This is a genomic window from Thalassobaculum litoreum DSM 18839, assembly GCF_900102465.1.
Taxonomy (GTDB): Bacteria; Pseudomonadota; Alphaproteobacteria; order Thalassobaculales; family Thalassobaculaceae; genus Thalassobaculum; species Thalassobaculum litoreum.
On sequence record NZ_FNBW01000013.1, the window covers coordinates 7,501 to 31,563 of the forward strand.

At 68.7% G+C, this 24,063-nt stretch carries 22 protein-coding genes (1 of these 22 only partly in view); 5 read left to right on the top strand and 17 right to left on the bottom strand.

Annotated features, from left to right (window positions below):
• Positions 1-940, bottom strand: partial view of an SLC13 family permease gene (locus tag BLS34_RS18895; protein WP_245702050.1) — the 5' portion only. 455 nt of this gene lie to the left of the window's left edge; 940 of the gene's 1,395 nt are visible here — the first part of the coding sequence; the start codon lies at positions 938-940; its stop codon lies beyond the left edge, outside the window.
• The gene (locus tag BLS34_RS18900; protein WP_093152823.1) at positions 937-2,955 is read right to left on the bottom strand and encodes an acetyl/propionyl/methylcrotonyl-CoA carboxylase subunit alpha; all 2,019 of its coding nucleotides are present in this window, start codon (positions 2,953-2,955) and stop codon (positions 937-939) included. The genes BLS34_RS18895 and BLS34_RS18900 overlap by 4 nt, the downstream gene beginning before the upstream one ends.
• A 191-nt stretch (positions 2,956-3,146) precedes the next feature.
• Between BLS34_RS18900 and BLS34_RS18905 the strand changes: the two genes are divergently transcribed.
• Positions 3,147-3,962 (top strand): dimethylarginine dimethylaminohydrolase family protein, encoded by an 816-nt coding sequence (locus tag BLS34_RS18905; RefSeq protein ID WP_093152826.1) that lies wholly within the window; start codon positions 3,147-3,149, stop codon positions 3,960-3,962.
• A 123-nt stretch (positions 3,963-4,085) separates the two neighbouring features.
• Positions 4,086-5,228 carry a tetratricopeptide repeat protein gene (locus BLS34_RS18910; RefSeq protein ID WP_093152828.1) on the top strand — a complete coding sequence of 381 codons (1,143 nt, stop codon included), beginning with the start codon at positions 4,086-4,088 and terminating at the stop codon, positions 5,226-5,228.
• An 18-nt stretch (positions 5,229-5,246) separates the two neighbouring features.
• Here BLS34_RS18910 and BLS34_RS18915 read toward each other — a convergent pair whose 3' ends face one another.
• From BLS34_RS18915 to BLS34_RS18945, 7 genes are all read right to left on the bottom strand, one after another.
• Positions 5,247-6,050: an enoyl-CoA hydratase-related protein gene (locus BLS34_RS18915; protein ID WP_038015119.1), complete on the bottom strand. Its 804-nt coding sequence runs from the start codon at positions 6,048-6,050 to the stop codon at positions 5,247-5,249.
• A gap of 100 nt (positions 6,051-6,150) precedes the next feature.
• Positions 6,151-7,758, bottom strand: coding sequence for a carboxyl transferase domain-containing protein (locus tag BLS34_RS18920; RefSeq protein ID WP_093152831.1), 1,608 nt, complete (start codon positions 7,756-7,758; stop codon positions 6,151-6,153).
• 4 nt (positions 7,759-7,762) lie between these two features.
• A complete protein-coding gene (locus BLS34_RS18925) occupies positions 7,763-8,395 on the bottom strand; it encodes a 2-hydroxychromene-2-carboxylate isomerase (protein ID WP_093152833.1) in 633 nt (210 codons plus the stop codon).
• A gap of 30 nt (positions 8,396-8,425) precedes the next feature.
• The gene (locus BLS34_RS18930; protein WP_093152836.1) at positions 8,426-9,106 is read right to left on the bottom strand and encodes an SDR family oxidoreductase; all 681 of its coding nucleotides are present in this window, start codon (positions 9,104-9,106) and stop codon (positions 8,426-8,428) included.
• Between the two features lie 25 nt (positions 9,107-9,131).
• Positions 9,132-9,746 carry a DUF1989 domain-containing protein gene (locus BLS34_RS18935; RefSeq protein ID WP_093152839.1) on the bottom strand — a complete coding sequence of 205 codons (615 nt, stop codon included), beginning with the start codon at positions 9,744-9,746 and terminating at the stop codon, positions 9,132-9,134.
• A 128-nt stretch (positions 9,747-9,874) separates the two neighbouring features.
• Positions 9,875-10,267, bottom strand: a complete 393-nt coding sequence (locus tag BLS34_RS18940; protein WP_028794975.1) for a RidA family protein — start codon at positions 10,265-10,267, stop codon at positions 9,875-9,877.
• A gap of 16 nt (positions 10,268-10,283) precedes the next feature.
• Positions 10,284-10,901, bottom strand: a complete 618-nt coding sequence (locus tag BLS34_RS18945) for a DNA-3-methyladenine glycosylase I (protein WP_215906164.1) — start codon at positions 10,899-10,901, stop codon at positions 10,284-10,286.
• A gap of 80 nt (positions 10,902-10,981) precedes the next feature.
• Here BLS34_RS18945 and BLS34_RS18950 point away from each other — a divergent pair, with 80 nt between their 5' ends.
• The gene (locus BLS34_RS18950) at positions 10,982-11,398 is read left to right on the top strand and encodes an HIT family protein (RefSeq protein WP_093152844.1); all 417 of its coding nucleotides are present in this window, start codon (positions 10,982-10,984) and stop codon (positions 11,396-11,398) included.
• 234 nt (positions 11,399-11,632) lie between these two features.
• On the opposite strand, the gene BLS34_RS18955 is transcribed toward BLS34_RS18950, so the two are convergent.
• From BLS34_RS18955 to BLS34_RS18965, 3 genes are read right to left on the bottom strand one after another with little or no spacing between them, the layout of a single operon-like run.
• The gene (locus tag BLS34_RS18955; RefSeq protein WP_093152846.1) at positions 11,633-12,805 is read right to left on the bottom strand and encodes an isovaleryl-CoA dehydrogenase; all 1,173 of its coding nucleotides are present in this window, start codon (positions 12,803-12,805) and stop codon (positions 11,633-11,635) included.
• Complete coding sequence (locus BLS34_RS18960) at positions 12,802-13,326, bottom strand: PaaI family thioesterase (protein ID WP_245702051.1); 525 nt, start codon at positions 13,324-13,326, stop codon at positions 12,802-12,804. Before BLS34_RS18960 ends, BLS34_RS18955 begins: the two co-directional genes overlap by 4 nt.
• Positions 13,323-13,703, bottom strand: coding sequence for a MerR family transcriptional regulator (locus BLS34_RS18965; RefSeq protein ID WP_093152849.1), 381 nt, complete (start codon positions 13,701-13,703; stop codon positions 13,323-13,325). Before BLS34_RS18965 ends, BLS34_RS18960 begins: the two co-directional genes overlap by 4 nt.
• A 130-nt stretch (positions 13,704-13,833) precedes the next feature.
• Here BLS34_RS18965 and BLS34_RS18970 point away from each other — a divergent pair, with 130 nt between their 5' ends.
• Together BLS34_RS18970 and BLS34_RS18975 are read left to right on the top strand one after the other, a co-directional pair.
• Complete coding sequence (locus tag BLS34_RS18970; protein ID WP_093152851.1) at positions 13,834-15,501, top strand: hydantoinase B/oxoprolinase family protein; 1,668 nt, start codon at positions 13,834-13,836, stop codon at positions 15,499-15,501.
• 15 nt (positions 15,502-15,516) lie between these two features.
• On the top strand, positions 15,517-17,580 hold the full coding sequence (locus tag BLS34_RS18975) for a hydantoinase/oxoprolinase family protein (protein WP_245702060.1): 2,064 nt from the start codon (positions 15,517-15,519) through the stop codon (positions 17,578-17,580).
• 292 nt (positions 17,581-17,872) lie between these two features.
• On the opposite strand, the gene BLS34_RS18980 is transcribed toward BLS34_RS18975, so the two are convergent.
• From BLS34_RS18980 to alaS, 5 genes are all read right to left on the bottom strand, one after another.
• Complete coding sequence (locus tag BLS34_RS18980) at positions 17,873-18,727, bottom strand: C40 family peptidase (RefSeq protein ID WP_093152854.1); 855 nt, start codon at positions 18,725-18,727, stop codon at positions 17,873-17,875.
• Positions 18,728-18,729: 2 nt separating this feature from the next.
• A complete protein-coding gene (locus BLS34_RS18985) occupies positions 18,730-19,908 on the bottom strand; it encodes a vWA domain-containing protein (protein WP_093152856.1) in 1,179 nt (392 codons plus the stop codon).
• A 33-nt stretch (positions 19,909-19,941) separates the two neighbouring features.
• Positions 19,942-20,310, bottom strand: a complete 369-nt coding sequence (locus BLS34_RS18990; RefSeq protein ID WP_028794984.1) for a hypothetical protein — start codon at positions 20,308-20,310, stop codon at positions 19,942-19,944.
• Positions 20,310-21,170: an AAA family ATPase gene (locus tag BLS34_RS18995; protein WP_093153054.1), complete on the bottom strand. Its 861-nt coding sequence runs from the start codon at positions 21,168-21,170 to the stop codon at positions 20,310-20,312. The genes BLS34_RS18990 and BLS34_RS18995 overlap by 1 nt, the downstream gene beginning before the upstream one ends.
• Positions 21,171-21,308: 138 nt before the next feature.
• Complete coding sequence (alaS, locus tag BLS34_RS19000) at positions 21,309-23,984, bottom strand: alanine--tRNA ligase (protein WP_093152859.1); 2,676 nt, start codon at positions 23,982-23,984, stop codon at positions 21,309-21,311.
• Positions 23,985-24,063 lie beyond the last annotated feature (79 nt).

Genomic DNA, 24,063 nt, shown 5'->3' on the forward strand with positions numbered 1-24,063 from the left:
GCACCTTGTCGCGGAAGGTCTGGGGCGGCACGAGCCCGACCACCGGCAGCAGACAGATCAGGCCGGCCGCCAGACTGATCCAGGCAGGTGAGACGCCGTGCACCGCGTCGGTCGCCCACAGGGCCAGGGCGGCGGCCAGCAGCAGGGCCAGCCGCTGCTCGTCGCGGCTCCAGTAGGACGGCTCCGACGCTTCCTCCGCCGCCTCTTCGCCGCGGATCGGCGTGTCGTTGAACAGGCGCCAGACCACCAGGACCAGCAGGATCGATTTCAGCAGGCCGAGCACCGGGAAGTGGATCAGCAGCCAGTCGAAATACTGGATCTGGATGCCGTGGAAGGTCTGGGCGGCGCCGAGCAGCACGTTGTTCGGCACATTGGCCGGCAGGATGGCCACGGGACCGAGATAGGAGCCGAAGCCGGTGGCGATCACCAGTCCGGTGCGCCCCCGCGATCCGGCCAGGTAGCCGAGCCGGTCGGCCAGGGCGAGCACGATCGGCAGCAGCAGCACCAGCCGCCCCATGGTCGACGGCATCAGGAAACCGAGCGCCAGACAGACCGTGACCACGCCGGCCACCGTCGCCAGATAGCCGCCGGTAAAGCGCCGCACCAGGGTGCGGGCGATGCGCCCGCCGAGCCCCGTGCGGTCGACCGCGGCACCGATGATCAGCCCGCCGAACACCAGCCAGAAGGCCGGGCTGGCGAAACCGGAGAAGATCACCGGCGGGCTGGAGACGTGCAGGATCATGGCAGCGAGGAAGAACGCCACGGCCACCAGATGCTCGGGCAGCAGCACCGAGGCCCAGGCGCCGATCGCCAGCACCACCAGGGCGGCGGCGCGCATGATCTCCGGCGACGCCCCCTCGGGCACCGGCATGAACCACAGGGTGCAGGAGCTCGCCGCCAGGATGACGATTGTGACGGTGTGGCGGAGCGAGGCGGTCACGCGCCTTTCTCCGGTTTGTCGCCGTCAGCCTCGAAGACCACCAGATCGGCCCCCTCCTCCACCAGATCGCCGGCGGCGACAGGCAGGCCGGCGACCGTTCCGTCGGCCGGCGCGGAGATGGTGTGCTCCATCTTCATCGCCTCCAGGACGATGAGCGTGGTTCCCTTCTTCACCGCATCGCCCTCGGACACGGCGACGGAGGCCACCTTGGCCGGCATCGGCGCGACCAGCCGCCCGCCGGCTTCCGCCGCGTCGTCGATGCCGGCCAGCGGGTCGACCAGAACCATCGTCCAGGAACGTCCCTCGGCCAGAACCGTCCGGCGGTCCCGGTCGGCGACGACCCGCACCGGCCGGCGCACCCTGTCGATGGTGGCCAGCAGGGCGCCGTCCGGGCCGTCATCCGCCGCGATCGAGACCGACCGGCCCGCGATATCGGCGCGCCAGCCGACCCTGTCGGCATGCATGTCCACCGCCACCTCATCCTCGCCCTGGCGGAAACGCAGGGTGTGGTGGGCTCGGTCGTTCAGGCGCCAGGCATCGGCCCGGGCCCAGGGCGACTGAGGATCGCCGGTCGCCGCCGCCCGGGCCGAGGCCGCGGCGGCCAGGGCCCGCATCTCGGCCAGCCCGGCAAGGGCCAGCACCCCGTCGGGCGCGGCCGGAGGAGGCGGCGCCAGGCTGTCGATCTCGCGGCCGACGAAGCCGGTATCGATCGGTCCGGCCACCACCTCGGGATGCTCGACCAGGGTCTTCAGGAAATCGCGGTTGGTGGTGACGCCGACCACCTCGGTGCGGCCCAGAGCGGCGGCGAGCCGGGCCAGGGCCTGGCGGCGGTCGGCCCCATGGGCGATGACCTTGGCGATCATCGGGTCGTAATGGACGCTCACCACCCCGCCCTGCTCGACACCAGAATCGACCCGGACCCCCTCGCCCTCCGGGAACCGCAGGTGCACCAGCCGGCCGGTCTGGGGCATGAAGTCCCGCGCCGGATCCTCGGCATAGAGCCGAACCTCCACCGCATGGCCGGTGATGCTCAGGTCGTCCTGACCGAACGGCAGCGCCTCGCCGGCGGCGACCCGGAGCTGCAGGGCGACGAGGTCCAGACCGGTGATCAGCTCGGTCACCGGATGCTCGACCTGCAGGCGGGTGTTCATCTCCATGAAATGGAACGACCCGGATGAGTCCATGATGAACTCGACCGTGCCGGCGCCGACATAGCCGACCGCCTCGGCCGCGGCGACGGCCGACGCCCCCATCTCCCGGCGCAGGTCCGGATCGAGATCGGGGGCCGGGGCCTCCTCCAGGATTTTCTGGTGACGGCGCTGGGCCGAGCAGTCGCGCTCGAACAGGTGAACGGTGTTGCCGTGGCTGTCGGCGAAGACCTGGACCTCCACGTGCCGCGGCCGTTCCAGGTACTTCTCCACGATCAGCCGGTCGTCGCCGAAGGACGCCTTGCCCTCGCGCTGGGCGCCTTCGATGGCGGCTTTCAGCTCGTCGGCGCCGCGCACGACCCGCATCCCCTTGCCGCCGCCGCCGGCCGACGCCTTGAGCAGCACGGGGAAGCCGATGTCCCTGGCCGCCGCGGACAGGCGCTCAACGGACTGGTCGTCGCCATGATAGCCGGGGACCAGCGGCACCCCCGCCTTCTCCATCAGCGCCTTGGCTCCGGCCTTGGAGCCCATGGCCTCGATCGCGCCGGCCGGCGGGCCGACGAAGGCGATGCCGGCCGTGGCACAGGCCTCGGCGAAGCCGGCGTTTTCCGACAGGAACCCGTAGCCCGGGTGGATCGCCTCGGCGCCAGCGCGGCGGGCCACCTCCAGGATGCGCTCGGCGACCAGATAGCTCTCGGCCGCGGGCGCCGGGCCGATCGGCCAGGCCTCGTCGCAGGCGCGTACATGGGGGGCGTCCCGATCCGCATCGGAGAAGACGGCGATCGTGCGCAGGCCCATGGCGCGGGCGGTGCGGGCGATCCGCACAGCGATCTCGCCGCGGTTGGCGATCAGCAGGCTGGAGAACATCGGCTAAGGTCCCAGGCGTCACGGGACGCTGAGCATAAGAAGGCGGAGCCGGGAATTCAAAGGGCACTATGGGAGGGGCGATCGGACCGGTCGCCGCGGCGGCGATCCCGGCCGGTTCCGCACGGGGTAGTGGACGAAGGCGGCCCGACTCGGACATATGAGATCACCCCATTCCGACCGCGAGTCGCCCCATGCCCACGCCCGGACGCTCCTTCCGCTTCACCCATGCCCTCCTGCGGGAACCTGTCGACAGCATCGTCGACGGTTTGCGCGCGGTGGATACCGGTGCGCCGGATGTGGCTTTGTTCCGGGCGCAGCACGCCGCCTATCGCGACGCGCTGGAGGCGGCGGGGCTGGCGACGACGGTTCTGGGTCCGCTGCAGGAGTTTCCGGACAGCGTGTTCGTGGAGGACGCCGCCCTGTGTCTCCCCGAGGGGGCCGTGGTGATGCGGCCGGGCGCCCCGACCCGGCTCGGCGAGGCGGTGATGATCGAGCCCGCGCTGCGCGAGGCGTTCGACGAGGTGCGCCACCTGCCCTCGCTGGGCGACCACGGGCATGGACGGATCGAGGGCGGCGACGTGCTGGTGACCGACCGGGAGATCCTGGTCGGCCGGTCGGCGCGGACCAACGGCGCCGGGATCGAGGCATTGCGGGAGGTGGTACGCGACTGGGGCTACACCGTGCGCGAACTCGCCACCCCGCCCGAGGTGCTGCACTTCAAGACCGATTGCGGGTTGCTGGACGGCGAAACGATCCTGACCACGCGGCGCCTCGCCGCCGGCGGCCATCTGGACGGCTACCGCCTGATCCACGTGGCCGAGGGCGAAGAGGCGGCGGCCAATGCGGTGCGCGTCAACGACGTGGTTCTGCTCCCGGCCGGCTACCCCCGCACCGCGGAACTCCTGAACCAGGCGGGGTACCGGGTCGTGGCGCTGCCGAATTCCGAAGCGGCGAAGGTGGATGGCGGAATGTCCTGCCTCTCCCTGCGCTATTGTCGAGCCTCTTAAAGCCGCCGCGATCTGCTAAAATCGGAGCAGCCGTCGCAACCGCCGCCAGTCCCAAGCGTTGCGGTTCTACATCACACGACACCGGCAGGGCGCCGGTTCGACCGAGATCGCAAGGGGGATCGCATGGACTTCTCGCTCATCGCGTATGGCATCTCGGTCTATGCAGGGGTACTAGCGCTCAGCACCTACGCCTATTTCGGGCTTTGGGAGATCGAGGCCGAGGCGATCCCGCCCTATCTGGCCGACCAGGGCTACACGCCGAAGATCTTCGTCAATCATGTGATCGATCAGATCGACGACATCCGGCTCGAGACCGCATCGGAATCCCAGACCGACGTCGTGAAGACCGGAAAGGTCACGCCGGCCGAAGAGGTCGCCAGCTATTTCGGCGTGACCGAGCTGATCCGCGCCGGCCAGGAAAGCTTCGGCCTGGCGCCGCCGCGCATCGAGCTGGAGGTCATCCAGCGCGACAAGACCGCCTTTTGGCGGGTCCGCGGCAACCATGCCCTCTACGGGCCGACCATGCGATCCGGCAAACTGGACACTCAAAGCACCGAGCAGCTCTTCGAGACCCTGGCCCATCACACGATCTCGTTCCTGTCCCCGTTCGAGGGAGCGGCCCACGACCTGGTCGCTGATTCGCGGGTCGGAGACTATTCGGAGACGATCGCCACCACCTCCGCCCTGTTGCGCGGCTGCGACAGCGCGCCGACCTTCATCTGCACCCAGGCCAATGTTCGCGTCGGCCACACGATCCGCGGCCTCGCCAACCTGAATGCCGGAGACGCCCGCGCCGCCTTCGAAGATCTTCAGACCGCCAACGAGATCAGCGGCAAGGACGCCGTCGCCACCGCCTTCCTGGGCGATGTGCTGCGCCGTCTGGATCAGGAGGACGCCGCGCAGAAGCGCTACGAAGAAGCCCTGGCCCTGGACAGCGACGTGGGCCAGGAATTCGTCAGCTTCGCCCGCGGCCTGGCCAAGGCCGGCAATATGCCGCTGGCGGTGGAGCGTTTCGAGACCGCGGCGCGCCTCAATATGGAAGGCGCGGAATTCCTGGCGAGCTGGGGCGAGAGTCTGGCCGCCATGGGCGAGTACGAGGACGCCCTCGCCAAGTATCTCCAGGCGGAGAACCTGGACACCGAAACCGACCTTTTCGCGGAGAAGATCGAGGAGCTCCAGCAGAAGATCGGCGAGATCGACAAGTCGAAGTCGACGCCGCCGGACGTGGCGCCGGCACCGATCCAGGGCGGTACGACCACGGAATAAGGTCCGCGGCGGGGGCCTTCACCACTCCGGCTTGCGCTTCTCCAGGAATGCGCTGAGGCCTTCCTTCGCCTCCCGCGAGGCGCGCTGATGGGCGATCCGCTGGGCGGTGTCGCGCACCAGCAGATCGTCGATCGGCTTGCCGGCCACGTGACCGATCAGGTCCTTGGAGGCCCGCACCGCCGTCGGGCCGGAGCCGGTGATGTGCTTCAGCAGGCTGTCGACCGCCTCGTCCAGCGCCGCCTCATCGGCGACGACCTGGTGCACCAGACCGATGCGCAACGCCTCCTCGGCATCGAAGCGCTCTCCGGTGAGAAAATAGCGCCGCGCCGCGCGCTCGCCGATGGCCCGCAGGGAATACGGGCTGATGGCGCCCGGTATGATGCCGAGCTTGACCTCGCTGAAGGCGAAAATGGCGTCGCTGACCGCCACGGCCATGTCGCAGGTCGCCGTCAGCCCGACGCCACCGCCCAGCGCCGCCCCGTTGACCCGGGCGATGGTCGCCATCGGCATCCTGTCCAGCCGCTTCATCAGGCCGGCCAGCTTCATCGCGTCCTGGAAGTTGTCGTGATCGCCCTGGCCGCCGGCCTTCTTCATCCAGCCGATCTCCGCGCCGGCCGAGAAGGCGGCCCCCGCGCCGGTCACCACCAGCGCCTTGATGGAGCTGTCGCCCGCCAGCCGTTCCAGGGTTTCCGTCAGGTCCTGGATCAGCACGTCGTCGAAGGCGTTGCGGATATCCGGCCGGTTCAGGGTGAGCCGGACCACCCCCCTGTCGTCATGCTCGAGCTGGATGGTCTCCGGGCGCTTGATGTCGTAGCGAAGCATTGCGGTGTCCCTGTCTGAAATCTTCTTTGGCCAACACTTGTCATCGCGGTCTGCCGCAAACAAGGCCGGGAACGAGCTTGGAGCGCGAGATCGCGCCGGATTACATCCGGAATACGCCGAACTTCGTCTGGCCGATTTCCCGGTTCAGCGCCGCCGACAGGGACAGGGCGAGCACCGTGCGGGTCTCCGCCGGGTCGAGGATGCCGTCGTCCCACAACCGGGCCGTCGCGTAATATGGATGGCCCTGGGTCTCGTACTGCTCGCGGATCGGCGCCTTGAAGGCTTCCTCGTCTTCCGCGCTCCAGCTCTCGCCCCGTGACTCCAGCCCGTCGCGCCGGACCTGGCCCAGCACATTGGCCGCCTGTTCGCCGCCCATGACCGAGATCCGCGCGGTCGGCCACGTGTAGAGCATCCGCGGCCCGAAGGCCCGGCCGCACATGCCGTAGTTCCCGGCCCCGAACGAGCCGCCGACGATCACGGTGAATTTCGGCACGGCCGCCGTCGCCACCGCCGTCACCAGCTTGGCGCCGTCCTTGGCGATGCCGCCGGCCTCGTATTTCCGGCCGACCATGAAGCCGGTGATGTTCTGCAGGAACAGCAGCGGGATACCGCGCTGGGCGCAGAGCTCGATGAAATGCGCGCCCTTCTGGGCGGATTCGGAGAACAGGATGCCGTTATTGGCGACGATGCCGATCGGATAGCCGTGGATCCGCGCGAAGCCGGTGACCAGGGAGGTGCCGTAGAGCGGCTTGAACTCGTCCAACTCGCTGCCGTCGACGATGCGGGCGATCACCTCGCGGATCTCGATCGGCTTGCGCAGGTCGTCCGGCATGATGCCGTAGAGCTCGGCCGGGTCGTAGGCCGGCGGCTCCGGGTCGCGCCTCTCCACATTGGCCGGCTTGCGCCGGTTCAGGTTCTCCACGATCCGCCGCGCGAGGCTAAGGGCATGGGGATCGTTCTGTGCCATGTGGTCAGTCACGCCGGAGATCCGGGAATGGACGTCGGCGCCGCCGAGATCCTCGGCCGACACCACCTCGCCGGTGGCCGCCTTCACCAGGGGCGGACCGCCGAGGAAGATCGTCCCCTGCCCCTTCACGATGATGCTCTCGTCGGCCATGGCCGGCACATAGGCGCCGCCGGCGGTGCAGCTTCCCATCACCACCGCGATCTGCGGGATGCCTTCCGCCGACATCTGGGCCTGATTGTAGAAGATGCGGCCGAAATGGTCGCGGTCGGGGAACACCTCGTCCTGGTTCGGCAGGTTCGCCCCACCGCTGTCCACCAGATAGACGCAGGGCAGGTTGTTCTCCCGCGCGATGTCCTGGGCCCGCAGATGCTTCTTCACGGTAATCGGGTAGTAGGTGCCGCCCTTCACCGTGGCGTCGTTGCAGACCACCACGCATTCGCGCCCGCCGACCCGGCCGATGCCGGTGACGATGCCGGCCCCGGGGACATCGCCGCCATACATGCCGTCGGCCGCGAGCTGGCTGAACTCCAGGAACGGTGCGCCCGGATCGAGCAGCGACCGCACCCGGTCGCGGGGCAGCAGCTTGCCGCGGGACAGGTGCCGCTCGCGCGCCCGTTCGCCACCGCCGAGCTTCACCGCATGAACCTTCTCGCGCAGTTCCTCCACCAGGGCGGAGGTCCGCTCGGCGTTCTGCCTGAAGGCGTCCGAGCGGGTGTCGACGGTTGAGCGGATGACGGACACGGGCCTACCAGCCTCCGGTGGCGAGCCAGCGCTCGACATGATCCAGGCGATCGGCGCCCCAGAACGGCTCGCCATCGACCACGAAGAACGGCGAGCCGCAGACGCCGGCCTGCATCGCCGATTCGATCTCGGTCTTCAGCCGCTCCTTCACCGCCGGCTCGCCCAGCGCCGCGGACAGGGCCGCCGGGTCGATGCCGGTCTCGCCGGCGACACGCACCACCGCCTCGGCGTCGCGGATGTCGCCGCCCTTGGCGAAGGCCTCGTCATACAGCGCCTTGACCAGGGCCACCGCCTTGGCCGGGTCCTGATCCTTGACCCAATAGACCGCCCGCGCGGCCGAGATCGACGGGAAGGGCATGACCTCCGGCAGGGTGAAGGGCAGGCCCATCATCCGGGCCGTGCGCTCCATGTCGCGCCGGGCGTAGACGCCCTTGATCGGGATGTCGAGCAGCGGCTGGGCGCCGGTGGTCTTGAAGATCACGCCGAGCAGCACCGGCTTCCAGTCGACCGCGCGGTCGTAGAGCCCGGCCATCTCGTCGATCTTGTGCGCGGCCAGGTAGCCGTAGGGCGAGGAGAAGTCGAAATAGAAGTCGATCGGCCCCTTAGGCTCGTCCTCCGCCGTATCAGCCTCGGTCATGTCAGGTCCTCCCAGATGCGGCCCGCCTCCTTACCAGGGGAACGCGGTGCCGTCGTAGTTGCGGAAGCAGCCGTTGTCTTCCGGCGTCAGGTTGGCGATGACATTGCGCATCCCGGCGGCGCTGTCCACCGCGGTCACCGGCGCGTTCGGCCCGCCCATGTCGGTGCGCACATGACCCGGGTGCAGCAGGGCCACCGTCACCCCCTTGTCGGCCAGTTCCAGCGACAGGCAATGGGCGGCCATGTTCAGTGCGGTCTTGGACGACCGGTAGACGGCATTTCCGCCGCCGTTGCGCTCGATCGAGCCCATCAGCGAGCTGGTGAAGGCCACCACCTTCCGGGAGCTGTCGAGCACGTTGTCCTTGAAGGCCCAGGCTACGCGGATCGGCGCGAAGACGTTGGTCTCCATGGTCTTCGCCCAGGCGTCGTAGTCGATGTCGCCGACCGACGGCACCTTGTTGATGTTGATGCCGGCATTGTTGAACAGAACGTCGATCGTCTGTCCCTTCAGGCTGATGACCAGCGCGTCCAGGGTCGAGGTGTCGTCCACGTCCAGCGGATAGACGTCTATATCGCCGTCGATCTCGTTCAGCTCGTCGGCCGCGCCCGGGTTGCGGCAGGTCGCGATGACCCGCCAGCCGTCGGCCGCGTATTGGCGGGCGAGTTCGAGGCCGATCCCTCGGTTCGCGCCGGTGATCAGGACTGTTGGCATGATGTCTCCCTCTCGCTGTTCAGGCTCAGAATGCGGCGCCGTCGGTCACGACGAAATGCGCATCCTGCGGGGTGCAGTTGATCCCGTTGATCGGGATGATGTCCTGGGGACAGGAGGAGAAGACCATGACGCAGTCGACCAGCGCCTTCAGCACGACATAGCCGCCCGGTTCGCTCACCGGCGGCTTCCAGTCGATCTTGCCCTCCGTATCCCAGGGAATGTTCATGAACAGGTTCAGCGGGCTCGGCGTCTCGGCCGATTCCAAGCCGATCCCCTGCAGCGCGTTGTGCAGATTGTCCTGGCAGCTGTCGTGGAAGCCCTCCACGCCCAGGCCTTCGTAGCGCCAGCGGTCGCAGGCGGCGATGAAGGTGTCGTGCACTTCGCCGGAGGTATCCTCCACCAGCATCAGGATCGGCCGCCGGTGATTGGTGACCAGGGTGTCGCCGGTCTTGGGCGTCAGCCGGTTCATGTAGGCCCTGCTGTGTTCCATCGACATGAACTCGGTCATGTCGTCCTCGACGAAAGCCCAGGTATCGACCACCTGGGATCCCGGCGTGTTGATGACCTTGATCGCCTGCCCGGCGGACAGCCGGGCGGCCTTGCCCTTGCGGGCGGGAATGGTGGTTGCGCCGTCGCTCATGCCGTCAGCCCTCTGTTTAGACGGCGGAGCCTAACAAGCCCTTGGGGGCGGAGGCTAGACGGGTTGGCAGCCGCCGCCGGCGGCGGGGTTGGTAGCCGCCGTCGGCGGCGGGGTTGGCGCCACCCCGATTAACGGCGGTTATCCTCCAGCTTCGCCGTCACCTCCACTTCGACCCGCATATACGGCTCGGCCAGCTCCGCCAGGATGGTCGTGTTGGCCGGTCGCGCGGCGTCGCAGTGGCGCTTGATGATCGGCTTGATCCGCTCGAACTCCTCCCGCGTGGCCACGAAGACCCGCACCCGGATCATATGGTCCATCCGCGAGCCGGCCTGGGTCAGCGCCCGCTCGATGATACGGAAGCAGTTCTCGCACTGGCTCTCCACGTCCTCGGGAAACTCCAGCGTGTCCGGGTCGAACCCGGTGGTGCCGGACACGAAGACATAGGGCGGATCCACCACCGCCCGGGCGTACCCGGCCATCTCCTCGAACGGGGCGCCGGAATAGATGCGTCGGCCGATCATGGTTTTGTCTCCCGTCTCAGAGGGTGGGACGCGCGAAGGTCGCCCGGTCGCGCTCGCAGGCCGCCCGGAAGGCGCAGCTGTCCAGGTGGTCGTTCACGATGCCGACCGACTGCATGAAGGCATACATCGTGGTCGGCCCGACGAAGCTCCAGCCGCGTTTCTTGAGCGCCTTGGACAGGGCCTTTGACGCGTCCGACATGGTGATCGTGTTCAGGGTCTCCCGGTCGAACCGGTCGGGCCGGGCCTCGGCTGAGGGTTCGAAGCTCCAGATGAAAGCGGCGAGCGATCCCGCCTCCGCCACCAGTTCCACGGCCCGCTGGGCATTGTTGATGGTGGAGCGGATCTTGCCCTGGTGGCGCACGATGCCCTTGTCGGCCAGCAGCCGCTCCACATCCGTCTCGCCGAACCCGGCGACCTCGCGGAAGTCGAATCCGGCGAAGCCGGCACGGAACGCCTCGCGCTTGCGCAGGATGGTCAGCCAGGACAGGCCGGACTGGAACCCTTCCAGGCAGATCTTCTCGAACAGCCGAATGTCGTCGCGCACCGGCCGGCCCCATTCGTCGTCGTGATAGGCGATGTAATCGGCGTGCTCGCCCGGCCAGGTGCAGCGGGGCGTGGTGTCGTCGAGTGCCATCGGAAGGTCTCCGGCCGAACGATCGTGAACATCTGCCATCCGGTGCTAGCATATCGCCGCGCCCAAGAGGAGAACAAAACATGACCGATTGCCTGTTCTGCGATGTCGTCCGCAACGGCGCCGAGGCCGCCAACCGGATCGCGGAGTTCGAGCACTCGGTCGCCGTGGTGCATTTCCAGCAGGCGTTCCGCGGCCGCTGCATCCTGGTGCTGAAGCCGCATTATGTGGATGTGCTTGAGGTGCCGGGCGACGTCCATGCAGCCCTGAACGACGACCTGCGGCGGCTGGGCCGGGCGGTGCGCGCGGCGTTCCGGCCGGACCGGATCAACTATTCCAATTTCGGCAACGTGGAGCCGCACGTGCACTGGCAGCTCATCCCGCGGTACCGGGACGACGGGTACTGGGGCGGCCCGCCGCCGATGCCGGAAACAAAGCTGCCGCTGCTGGCGGACGCGACCTACCGCGAGATCGCGGAGAAGATCAGGTCGAAATTATAAATCGAGCGTCATCCCGGACGCGCCCGGACCTGATCCGGGAGCGGGCCGGGACCTTGCTGCCCGGGGTCCTCGGCTTGATCCTGACGTGCATCAGGATGACGGTGGGGGTGGCGTAGAAACCACCCCGTCGTCCTGACGAAAGTCAGGACCATGCCCCCCAAGCCTCCGCTGGGTCCCGGCCCGTCCCCGGATCAGGTCCGGGGCCGTCCGGGATGACGGCTGTGGATTGGTTTCCTAAGCCGTCTCCTTGAACAGCTCCCGGCCAATCAGCATGCGGCGGACCTCGCTGGTGCCAGCGCCGATCTCGTAGAGCTTGGCGTCGCGCAGGATCCGCCCGGTCGGGTAGTCGTTGGTGTAGCCGTTGCCGCCCAGACACTGGATCGCCTCCAGCGCCATCCAGGTCGCCTTCTCCGCCGCGTAGAGGATCGCACCGGCGGCGTCCTTGCGGGTGACCTCGCCCCGGTCGCAGGCCTTGGCGACGGTGTACACGTAGGACTTGGCCGCGTTCATGATCACGTACATGTCGGCGATCTTGGCCTGCATGATCTGGAAGGTGCCGATCGGCCGGCCGAACTGCTCGCGCTCGTGGACATAGGGGAGGACCACGTCCATGGCCGCCTGCATCAGCCCGGTCGGCCCGGCGGCGAGCACCGCGCGCTCGTAGTCCAGGCCGCTCATCAACACCCGCACCCCGCCATTGAGCTGGCCGAGCACGTTCTCCTCGGGCACCTCCACATTGTCGAACACCAACTCGCCGGTGTCAGAGCCGCGCATGCCGAGCTTGTCGAGCTTCTGGGCGACGGAGAACCCCTTGGCCTTGGTGTCGACCAGGAAGGCGGTGATGCCGTGCTGGTGCTTCTCCGGATCGGTCTTGGCATAGACGACGATCACGTCGGCGGTCGGGCCGTTGGTGATCCACATCTTGGAGCCGTTGAGGACGTAGCGGTCGCCCTTCTTCTCCGCCCGCAGCTTCATCGACACCACGTCGGAGCCGGCCCCCGGCTCGCTCATCGCCAGGGCGCCGACATACTCGCCGCTGATCAGTTTCGGCAGGTAGCGCTGCTTCTGGTCCTCGGTACCGTTCAGGTTGATCTGGTTGACGCAGAGATTGGAATGGGCGCCGTAGCTCAGGCCCACCGACCCCGAAGCGCGGCTGATCTCCTCCATCGCCACGCAGTGCTCCAGGTAGCCCATGCCGGCGCCGCCGTATTCCTCGCCTACGGTCACGCCGAGCACGCCGACCTCGCCCATCTTGCGCCAAAGGTCGTGGGGGAAGGTGTTCTCGCGGTCGATCTCGGCGGCGCGCGGCGCGATCTGGTCGGCCGAGAAGCTGCGCACGCTGTCGCGCATCATGTCGGCGGTCTCGCCGAGATCGAAGTTCAGGCTCGGATAGTCGTTGGGGATCATGGGGTTCCGTCCATTCCAGGGGACTTGTGGCTATCTGGGCTATGAGCATGCGGTTCGTCGGCCATCCCGGCCATCAGCATCAGGGTGGCGAGTGCGGTCGCCACCTGCTTCTCGCGGCCGTCGCGAACCGCGAAGACGTCGGCCTGGGCCACCACCAGGGTCCGGCCCGGCCGCAGCACCCGGCCGCGCGCGATCAGCAGATCGCCGGCGGCGGGCGCCATGAGGTTCAGCTTGTACTCCACCGTCAGCACCGAGGCGTCGGCGGCGGCCAGCGAGAAGCTGGCATAGCCGCAGGCGTTGTCCGCCAGGGTGCCGACGATGCCACCGTGGAAGAACCCGTGCTGCTGCGCAAGCTCCGGGCGATAGGGAAGGCGGATCTCGACCGCACCCGGCGCCACCTCGCTGATCTCGGCGCCGATGAAATGCATGAAGGCCTGGCGTCCGAAGGAGCTCAGCACCCGGTCGGCATAGGCCGGGTTGGCGACCCGGTTCTTGACGTCCGCGTCAGTAGGTTCCGTCACGCCGCATCCTCCGACAGACGGTCCAGGCAGGTATTCTCCAGCACCGCCAGCTCGGCCTCGATCGCCTCGATGTCGCGGCGCTGCGCCTCGAGCTGGGCGCGGCGGTCGCGGATCTTGCGCAGCAGGTGGACGAGCTGCGCCCGCTCGCCCTCGGTCGGATCGTAGAGATCGAGGATCTCGCGGATCTCGGCGATGGAGAAACCGAGCCCCCGGCCGCGCTGGATCAGAATCAGCCGGGTCCGGTCGCTGCCGGAGAAGACGCGGGAGCGCCCGTTGCGGCCGGGAAAGATCAACCCCTGCTGCTCGTAGAACCGGATCGCCCGGCTGGTCAGCCCGAGTTCGCGCACGAGCTGGGTCATGGTGTAACGGTCGGCCATGGGAAGAGCGTCCGATATCTTGACGCACACGTCAATCCACTCGACGGCGCATTTTCACGGGATGACGCACCGCAGCAGGGGTCCTAAGCTCGGGTCCCTCCCTTCCCCGCAGTCCCAACGGATCGCCGCGATGACCGAACCCCGAGCCGATATCGATCCCATCACCACCTCCGTCGTCCAGCACCGGCTGGTCGGCATCGTCGAGGAGATGGGCGAAGCGATGCTCCGCACCTCCTATTCCCAGATCCTGAATTCCAGCCGCGACTTCTCCATGGCGATCTGCGCCGCCGACGGCGATCTGGTGGCCCAGGCGGAGCACATCCCGGTCCATGTGGGCGCCATGCCCTGGGCGACCCGGGCCGTGGTGGCGTATTTCGGCGAGGACGTGCATCCGGGCGACGTCTTCCTGCTGAACGACCCGTATTTCGGCGGCAGCCACCTGCCGGACGTCACCGCCTTCGTGCCGGTCTTCGCCGGCGACCGGCTGGTGTTCTGGACCGTCAACCGCGCCCACCATTCCGATATCGGGGGTGCGACCCACGGCGCCTACAACGCGGCGGCGACCGAGATCTGGCAGGAAGGCATCCGCATCCCGCCGATCCGCCTCGCCGACCGGGGCAAGACCCGCGAAGACCTGCTGCACATGCTGTCGATCAACGTCCGGCATCCTCGCGACTTCCTGGGCGATCTGGCGGCGCAGACCGGCTCCGTCCATCTGGGCGAGCGCCGGCTGCAGGCGCTGATCGGGGAGTTCGGCGCCGATACCGTCCTGGCCGCCGTCTCCCAGATCCTCGACGGCTCCGAGCGCCAGGCCCGCGCCGTGATCTCCACCTGGAAAGAGGGCACCTATCGCGGCGAGGCGCCCCTGGACGATGACGGGCGTGGCAACACCGACGTGGTCGTGCGCGCCACCGTGACCATCAAGGGCGGCGGCATCTCGGTCGACCTGACCGAGTCGTCGCCCCAGGTCACCTCCTTCATCAACTCCTCCTTCGCCAACATGCGCTCCGGCGTGGCCATGGCCATCGCCTTCCTGCTGGACAAGGAGATCCCGAAGAACGAGGGCTCCATGCGGCCGATCGAGGTGGTCGCCAAGGAGGGCACCGTGGTCTGGGCCCGGCCCGGCGCGCCGGTCACGCTCTGCACCTCCCATTGCAGCCAGGAGATCGTCGAGGCGATCGTCGACGCCATCGCCCCCGCCTGCCCCGACCGGGCCATGGCCGGCTGGGGCAAGCGCTTCCGCCTCGCCATCAAGGGCACCTATCCGGGCAGCGACCGGCCGTTCATCTGGCACATGTTCCACGCCCGTCCGGGTGGCGGCGCCTCGCCGGGCGGCGACGGCTGGCACAGTTCCGGCGAGTGGCATTCGGCCGGCGGGCTCAAGTTCGGCTCGGTGGAAGTGGCCGAGGCCCGCTTCCCGCTGTTCTTCGAGACCCACGAGTTCCGCCCGGCTTCCGGCGGCGACGGCCAGTATGTCGGCGGGGCCGGCGGCGAGCTGCGCCTGCGCCTGGAGACCGCGCAGGACGCGGTGGTGAATACGGCCGGCGAAGGCGCACGGGTGCCGTCCAAGGGCCGCGCCGGCGGCGAGGACGGCGCCGTCCACCTCTACACCATGCACCCCCCGTCGGGAGAGCCGGTTGTCCTGAAGACCAAGCGCGAGGGACTGCAGGTTCCCGCCGGCTCGGTCTTCCATGTGCAGTCCGCCGGCGGCGGCGGCTGGGGCGATCCCGCCAAGCGCACCGCAGAGGACCGCGCCGCCGACACGCGCGCCGGCCTTCCTCCCCTCGCCCAGCGCTGAGGGCCAGACACAGACATGACCACTCAGGACACCATGACCTATCGCATCGGCATCGATATCGGCGGCACCTTCACCGACCTCGTCGCGGTCGACGATGCCGGCACCGTGACCTTCGCCAAGACCCCGTCCACGCCGGAAGACCAGTCCATCGGCCTGCTGAACGGGCTGGAGAAACTGGCCGGGATGCTCGACCTGTCGCGCGCCGACCTGCTGGCCAAGACCGAGCGGATCGTCCACGGCATGACGGTCGCCACCAACGCCCTGCTGGAGCGCAAGGGGGCGAAGCTCGCCCTGCTGACCACCGAGGGGCACCGCGACGTGCTGGAGATGCGCGAGGGGCTTAAGCCCGACCGCTACAACCTGCGCCTGCCCCGCCAGGAGGCCCTGGTGCCGCGCCACCTGCGCCTCGGCGTCAAGGAGCGCATGCGCCATGACGGCTCAGTGGAGGCGCCGCTTGACGATGCGTCGCTGGCCGCCGCCATCGAGACGCTGAAGGCGGAAAAGGTCGAGTCTGTGGCGGTCTGCTACCTGCACAGCTACGCCAACGACGCCCATGAGCGCGCGACCGCCGAGGCGATCCGCGCCGCCCTGCCCGACGCTTATGTCTGCGTGTCGGCCGACGTGTTGCCGCAGATCAAGGAGTACGAGCGGGTCTCCACAACCGTGGTGAACGGCTATGTCGGCCCGGCCCTGCAGCGCTATCTGCGCCGCCTCGAGGCCAGGCTGGACGAGGCGGGATACAGAAACGCCACCCTGATCGTGCTGTCGCATGGCGGCGTGGCGCCGATCTCCGAAGCCATCCGCTCGGCCGTCGCCACCGTGCTGTCCGGCCCGGCCGGCGGCCTTGCCGGCGCGCGCCACGCCGCCGAGCTGACCGGGGTGGAGAATCTGATCCCGTTCGACATGGGCGGGACCTCCTCGGACATCTCCCTGGTCGATGCGGGCGAGATCGCGCTCGCCTCCAACCGGGCCATCGCCGGCGAGCGCATCGCCCTGCCGAGCCTCGACATCGTCACGCTGGGCGCCGGCGGCGGCTCCATCGCCCGCGTCGACGGCGCCGGCCTGCTGCAGGTCGGTCCGCACAGTGCCGGTGCGGTGCCCGGCCCGGTCTGCTACGGCCGCGGCGGCACCGAGCCGACGGTGACCGACAGCAACGTGGTGCTCGGCTATCTCGACCCCTCGGGCTTCCTTGGCGGCGCCGACAAGCTCGACCGCTCCGGCGCGGAAGCCGCCCTGACACGGCTCGGCGAGACGCTGGGCGTGTCGATGGTGGAGGCTGCCGCCGGCGTGCACCGGGTGGTGAACACCCAGATGGCGGAGGGCATCCGTCTCGCCACCGTGCGCCGGGGCGTGGATCCGCGCCGCTTCGCCCTGTTCGGCTTCGGCGGCGCCGCCGGGCTGCATGTGACCGGCCTCGCCCGGATGCTCGACTTGCAGCGCGTGATCGTGCCGCGGGTCGCCTCGGTGCTGTCGGCCTGGGGCATGCTGACCACCGACCTTCGCTACGAGACCATCCGCACCCATATCGGCGACACCGAGGGCCTGCAGGCCGATGCGGTGCGCGCCCTGTTCCGGGGCATGGAGAAGGAAGGGCGCGACTACCTCTCCTCCTGGTTCGACGGCGCGGTGACGACCTCGCGCTCCGCCGACATGCGCTATGGCGAGCAGGTCTACGAGATCGACGTGCCGCTGGACGAGCTGGACCTGGACGCGCCGGACGTGCTGGACCGGCTGAAGGCGATGTTCGAGGCGCGGCACGAGGCGCTCTACACCTACAGCCTGCCCGACCGTGCGCCGGTTCTGGTCAACGCCAAGGTCGCCGCCATCGGTCAACTCCCGGCCCCGCCACAGGAACCGGAAGCCCAGGGAGGGGCGCCGGCCGAGCCGACGGGCACGCGTCCGATCTATCTCGACGGCTGGGTCGACGCGCCGATCTACGGCTTCGACGATCTGACCCCCGGACAGGAAGTGCCGGGGCCGGCGATCGTGGAGGCGAGCACCACCACGGTTCTGCTGCGGGCGGGCGACGTGGCCACCTGCACGCCGCGCCGCTGGCTCGACATCAAGGTGGGGGCATAAGCAGCCCTCTCCTTCCCCCTGCCACTCTCATTCCCGTCATCCCGGTTTGGCCCGCGCTCGATCCGGGACAAGACCGGGACCGAGCCTCCAGCGCGCCGCCTGGGTCCCGGCCCGCCCCCGGATCAGGTCCGGGGCCGTCCGGGATGACGGCGTTAGGGGGATGGATGCAGCACGTCCCACAACCCTGCCCGTCATCCTGACGAACGTCTGGATCTGCGGTGCACCGGCGCCTGGGGCTTGGTCCCGGATCAGGTCCGGGACGACGGAACGGGCGGATAACCGGGCAGAGGCGTCACCCGATCCGGCGCACCGTGCGCACATCGCCGATCTTGGCCATGTTGCGCGCGCGGAAGTCGGCGTGGGGCTCCTCGGCCACCGCCATGTGATGACCGTTGGCGTGCAGAATGCGGTCGCCCTCCAGCAGGAACGCCACATGCCCCGGCCAGTACAGCAGGTCGCCCGGCCGCGCCTCGTCCAGCGACGGCACCACCGTGCCCAACCCCGCTTCCTGCATGTCGCTGTCGCGCGGACACGCGACCCCGCAGGCCGCCAGCGCAAGCTGCACCAGGGCCGAACAGTCCAGTCCAGTGGTCGACCGCCCGCCCCAGGCATAAGGCGCCCCCATGAAGCGCCGGGCGACCGCCACCGGATCTCGCTCGACCTCGCCCAGCGGCGCCAAGTGCATCGCCCAGAGCCAGCCGTCATCGGCCACCCGCGCCCAGTCGCCATGCCGGTCGGTCACCGTCACCCGGCAGGTCAGGTGGACCACCGCGCGCGGGATCGTCTTCAGGTCCGGCGCGTCGAACAGGTAGCTGCGCAGGGCGACCACCCGGTGGCTGGGTGCGGCCGACTCCGCCGCGCCCAGGCTTTCCTCGCGCACATAGCCCACATAGCCGTCGGTCTCGTTACGCACCCAGGCCCAGCCGCGCTTGCGCTCGAACACGGCGACACGCTCGCCATACAGCAGTTCGGAGCCCTGGCGGGCCTCCTCGAACGGCGCCTCGCGCAGGGAAGCGGTGCCGGTGGCGATGCGCGCCGGCTCGCCCGCCACGAACCGCGCGGCGTTCACCCGGCCCTCCAGCCGGGCGTCCGCCAGGTCCGTGCGATAGGCGTTCACCCGGGGGTCGAGCCGCTCGGTCTCGGCCATGCTCACGAGTTCAGCTCCTTGATCGCCCGGTCGAGGCCGTCGAGGGACAGCGGATACATCCGGTCCTCCAGCAGCTCCTTCACCATGGCGACGGACTGGGTGTACTGCCAGAACCGCTCCTGCACCGGATTCAGCCAGACCGAGCGGTGGAAATGTTCGGTCAGACGTTTGATCCACACCCCGCCCGGCTCCGGGTTCATGTGCTCCACGCTGCCGCCGGCGACCGCGATCTCGTAGGGACTCATGGAGGCGTCGCCGATGAACACCGCCTTGTATTCCGGCCCGTAGGTCCGCAGCACCTCGGCGGTGTCGATCCGCTCCACGTGGCGGCGCCGGTTGTCCTTCCACAGCCGCTCGTAGGGGCAGTTGTGGAAGTAGAAGAACTCCAGGTGCTTGAACTCGCTGCGCGCGGCGGAGAACAGCTCCTCGCAGACCTTCACATACGGGTCCATCGAGCCGCCGACATCGAAGAACAGGATCACGTTGACGACGTTCTGCCGCTCGGCCCGCATCTGCAGGTCGAGCCAGCCGCCGTTCTTCGCGGTCTGCCGGATCGTGCCGTCCAGATCGAGCTCGTCGGGCCGGCCCTGGCGGGCAAACCGGCGCAGCTTGCGCAGGGCGACCTTGAGGTTCCGGGTGCCGATCTCCACGCTGTCGTCGAGATTGCGGAACTCGCGTTTGTCCCAGACCTTCACCGCGCGGAAATTGCGGTTGCCGTCCTGGCCGATGCGCACGCCCTCCGGATTGTAGCCGTAGGCGCCGTAGGGCGAGGTGCCGGCGGTGCCGACCCATTTGCTGCCGCCCTGGTGCCGACCCTTCTGTTCCTCCAGGCGCTGGCGCAGGGTCTCCATCAGCTTGTCCCAGCCGCCCATGGCCTCGATCTGGCGCTTCTCTTCGTCGGAGAGGTTCAGCTCGGCCAGCTTCTGCAGCCACTCGTCGGGGATCTCGGAGCCGAACAGCTCGTCCAGCGCCTCCATGCCCTGGAAGACATGGCCGAACACCCGGTCGAACCGGTCCAGATGGCGCTCGTCCTTCACCAGGGTGGCGCGCGAAAGGTAGTAGAAATCATCCACCGACCCGCCGGCCACCCCGTCGCGCACCGCCCGCAGCAGCGTCAGGTATTCGGTAATGGAAACCGGCAGCTTGGCGTCGCGCAGCTCGGTGAAGAAGCGGGTGAACATGACCTCTTGCTTCCTGCTTGCTACCTGGGGGGCTCAGCCGCCTTTCAGCGCCTTCTCGATGATGTTCCTGTACAGGAACAGGTCGGAGGCCACGGGCACCGCGCCATCCTCGCCGCAGTCCCGCTTGCGCGGTTTGGCGGTCCGGGCGGCCGCTTCCATGTTGTATTCCAGGAAGCCCAGATCCTCGTCATCGGCGCCGAGCTGCACAAGGTTGTCGCGGGCCAGAGAGCGGAAATACGTCTCCTCCTCCGCATCACCGCCGCACACGGCGATGGAACTCAGGATGTAGCCCGCCTGCTCGGCATAGCTCTTCATTGCCTCGGGCGCCGCCTCCAGCAGCTTGCCGGCAAAGGCGGGCGTGGCGGCGAAGGAAAGGGCGGCGGCCAGGACCAGCGCGCGCATCACGCCCGCCCCTCGCGCCGGGCCAGGAAGGCCAGGCGTTCGAACAGGTGGACGTCCTGCTCGTTCTTCAGCAGGGCGCCGTAGAGCGGCGGGATCAGGTCCTTCTCGTCGGTGACCTTCAGCGCCTCCGGCGGGATGTCCTCGATCAGCAGCAGTTTCAGCCAGTCCAGCAGCTCCGAGGTGGACGGCTTCTTCTTCAACCCCGGGACCTCGCGGATCTCGAAGAACGCGTTCAGGGCAGCGCGCAGCATCTCCTGCTTCAACTTGGGGAAATGCACCTCGACGATCGCCGCCATGGTCTCCGGATCGGGGAAGCGGATGTAGTGGAAGAAGCAGCGGCGCAGGAAGGCGTCCGGCAGTTCCTTCTCGTTGTTCGAGGTGATGATGACGATCGGGCGGTGCTTCGCCCTCACCGTCTCGCCGGTTTCGTAGACGAAGAACTCCATGCGGTCGAGTTCCAGCAGCAGGTCGTTCGGGAACTCGATATCCGCCTTGTCGATCTCGTCGATCAGCAGCACCGCCTGCTCCGGGGCGGTGAACGCCTCCCACAGCTTGCCGCGGCGGATGTAGTTGGAGATGTCCCGCACCCGCTCGTCGCCGAGCTGACCGTCGCGCAGACGGGCGACCGCATCGTACTCGTACAGGCCGTGCTGCGCCTTGGTGGTCGACTTCACGTGCCACTCGATCAGCGGCATGCCGAGAGCGTCCGCCACCTCGCGGGCCAGCACCGTCTTGCCGGTGCCGGGCTCGCCCTTGACCAGCAGCGGACGGGCAAGCTGTACCGCGGCGTTCACGGCCACACGCAGGTCGGCGGTGGCGACGTAGCTGTCGCTGCCCTCGAAGCGGGTGGGTTGCTGCATCTCGTTCATCTCACCTCGCCAGACGGCTTCATGCCGGGTGGGTTGTGCGCGCGGCACTCGCGGGGAAGCACCGTGGGTCGAAACTGCGACGAAACCGGGGCAGAACGTCGCCGCCCCGGCATTGGGTCGTCCCGGACCTTACGCGGCGGCGGGGGCGGAGGCCAAGGCCGCTTCGATCGCCGCCAGGGCCTTGTCGCCGGCCGTGCCGTCGGGGCCGCCTGCCTGGGCCATGTCGGGACGGCCGCCGCCGCCCTTGCCGCCGAGAGCCGCCGAGCCGGCGCGGACCAGATCGACGGCACTGAACCGGCCGGTCAGGTCGTCGGTCACGGCGACCACCAGGGAGGCCTTGCCGTCGTCGTTGCTGACCACGGCGACGACTCCCGAGCCGATCTCCTGCTTCAGGCCGTCGGCCACGCCCTTCAGCTCGCGGGCCGGCACGCCGTCAAGCGACCGGCCGGCGAAGGTGACGCCGGAGACGGTCTTGGTCGCGCCGCCGCCGGAACCGCCGGAGGCCAGCTTCTTACGGGTCTCCACCAGCTCGCGCTCGAGCCGGCGGCGCTCCTCGATCAGGGCATGGACGCGGGCCGGCAGGTCCTCCGGCGTTGTCTTCAGCTCGGCCGACGCCTCGGCCAGCGCGGCTTCGCGGGCGTTCAGCCAGTCCAGCGCACCGATGCCGGTGACCGCCTCCACCCGGCGCACGCCTGCGGCGACCGCGCCTTCGGCGACGATCTTCACCAGGCCGATATCGCCGGTGCGGCCCACATGGGTACCACCGCAGAGCTCGACCGACCAGGCCGACTTGCCGCCCGCCTCGAGGTCGCCGCCCATGGAGACGACACGGACCTCGTCGCCATATTTCTCGCCGAACAGGGCCATGGCCCCCTCGCCGATGGCCGCATCCGGGGTCATCAGGCGGGTGGTGACCGGGGAATTCTGACGCACCCGCCGGTTCACCTCGCTCTCGACCCAGGCTAGGTCCTCCCGCGCGATGGATGTGGGCTGGCTGAAATCGAAGCGCAGGCGCTCCGGCGCCACCAGAGAGCCCTTCTGAGCCACATGGTCGCCGAGCCGGCGGCGCAGGGCCTCGTGCAACAGGTGGGTGGCCGAGTGGTTCGCCCGCAGCCGGTCGCGGCGGTCGGCATCGACCAGCAGTTCCACCGGTTCGCCGACCTTTACCGGGCCGTCCTGCAGCGTGGCGACATGGATGAAGACGTCGCCCAGCTTCTTCTGGGTATCCGTCACCGTGAGGGTCGCGCCGGCGGCCGTGCGGATGGTGCCGGTATCGCCCATCTGGCCACCGCTCTCGCCATAGAACGGGGTCTGGTTGACCACGACCAGCACATCGCCGCCGGGCTGGGCCCCCGGTTCGACGCTGTCGACCTGCTTGCCGTCGACGATCAGGGCGCTGACCACGCCCTCGGCCGAGGTGGTGTCGTAGCCGAGAAACTCGGTGGCGCCGACCTTGTCGCGGACCTCGAACCAGGTGCGGTCGGTTGCCGCCTCGCCCGAACCGGACCAGGACTTGCGGGCGGCGGCACGCTGGCGCTCCATCGCCGCGTCGAAACCGGCCTGGTCCAACGCCCGGCCCTGGCCGCGCAGGATGTCGGCGGTCAAATCGACCGGGAAGCCGTAGGTGTCGTAGAGCTTGAAGGCGACCTCGCCGTTCAGGGCCTGACCCTCGCCGAGCTTGCCAGTCTCCTCGGAGAGGATCCGCAGGCCGCGGTCCAGGGTCTCCTTGAACCGGGTCTCCTCCAACTTGAGGGTTTCGGTCGCCAGCGCCTGGGCGCGGCCGAGTTCCGGGAAGGCCTCGCCCATCTCGCGCACCAGGGTCGGCACCAGCCGGTGCAGCAGCGGGTCGGTGCAGCCCATGATATGGGCGTGGCGCATGGCCCGGCGCATGATCCGGCGCAGCACGTAGCCGCGGCCCTCGTTCGACGGCAGCACCCCGTCGGCGATCAGGAAGGTGCTGGCCCGCAGGTGGTCGGCGACCACCCGGTGCGAGACCTTGAACTCACCGTCCGGATCCACGCCGGCGGCCTCGGCCGAGGCCTCGATGATGCGGCGCATGGTGTCGATTTCGTAGTTGTCGTGCTTGCCCTGCAGCACGGCGGAGATGCGCTCCAGGCCCATGCCGGTGTCGATCGACGGCCGCGGCAGGTTGACCCGTTCGTCGGGCGTCACCTGCTCGTACTGCATGAACACGAGGTTCCAGATCTCGATGAACCGGTCGCCGTCCTCGTCCGGCGAGCCCGGCGGGCCGCCGGGGATGGACGGGCCATGGTCGAAGAAGATCTCCGAACACGGGCCGCAGGGTCCGGTATCGCCCATCGCCCAGAAATTGTCTGAGGTCGGGATGCGGATGATCCGTTCTTCCGGCAGGCCGGCGATCTTCTTCCAGAGGGCGGCCGCCTCGTCATCCTCGGCATAGACGGTGGCCAGCAGCTTGTCCTTGGGCAGGCCGAACTCGCCGGTGATCAGGGTCCAGGCGAACTCGATCGCCTCGGCCTTGAAATAGTCGCCGAAGGAGAAGTTCCCCAACATCTCGAAGAAGGTGTGGTGGCGGGCGGTGTAGCCGACATTGTCCAGGTCGTTGTGCTTGCCGCCGGCGCGCACGCATTTCTGCGAGGTGACGGCCCGGTTGTAGTCGCGGGTCTCCTGGCCGGTGAAGACGTTCTTGAACTGCACCATACCGGCGTTGGTGAACATCAACGTCGGATCGTTGCGCGGCACCAGCGGGCTGGAGGCCACCTCGGCATGCCCGCGGGCCGAGAAATAGTCGAGAAACGCGCGGCGGATGTCGTTCGTCGTGGCCATGGCCCTGTCTCCGGCGACTTGGCGGCCGGCCCCGCGCCCCACGCGCGGAAACGGCGCCGTCAAAAGTCCCCGGTTTTAT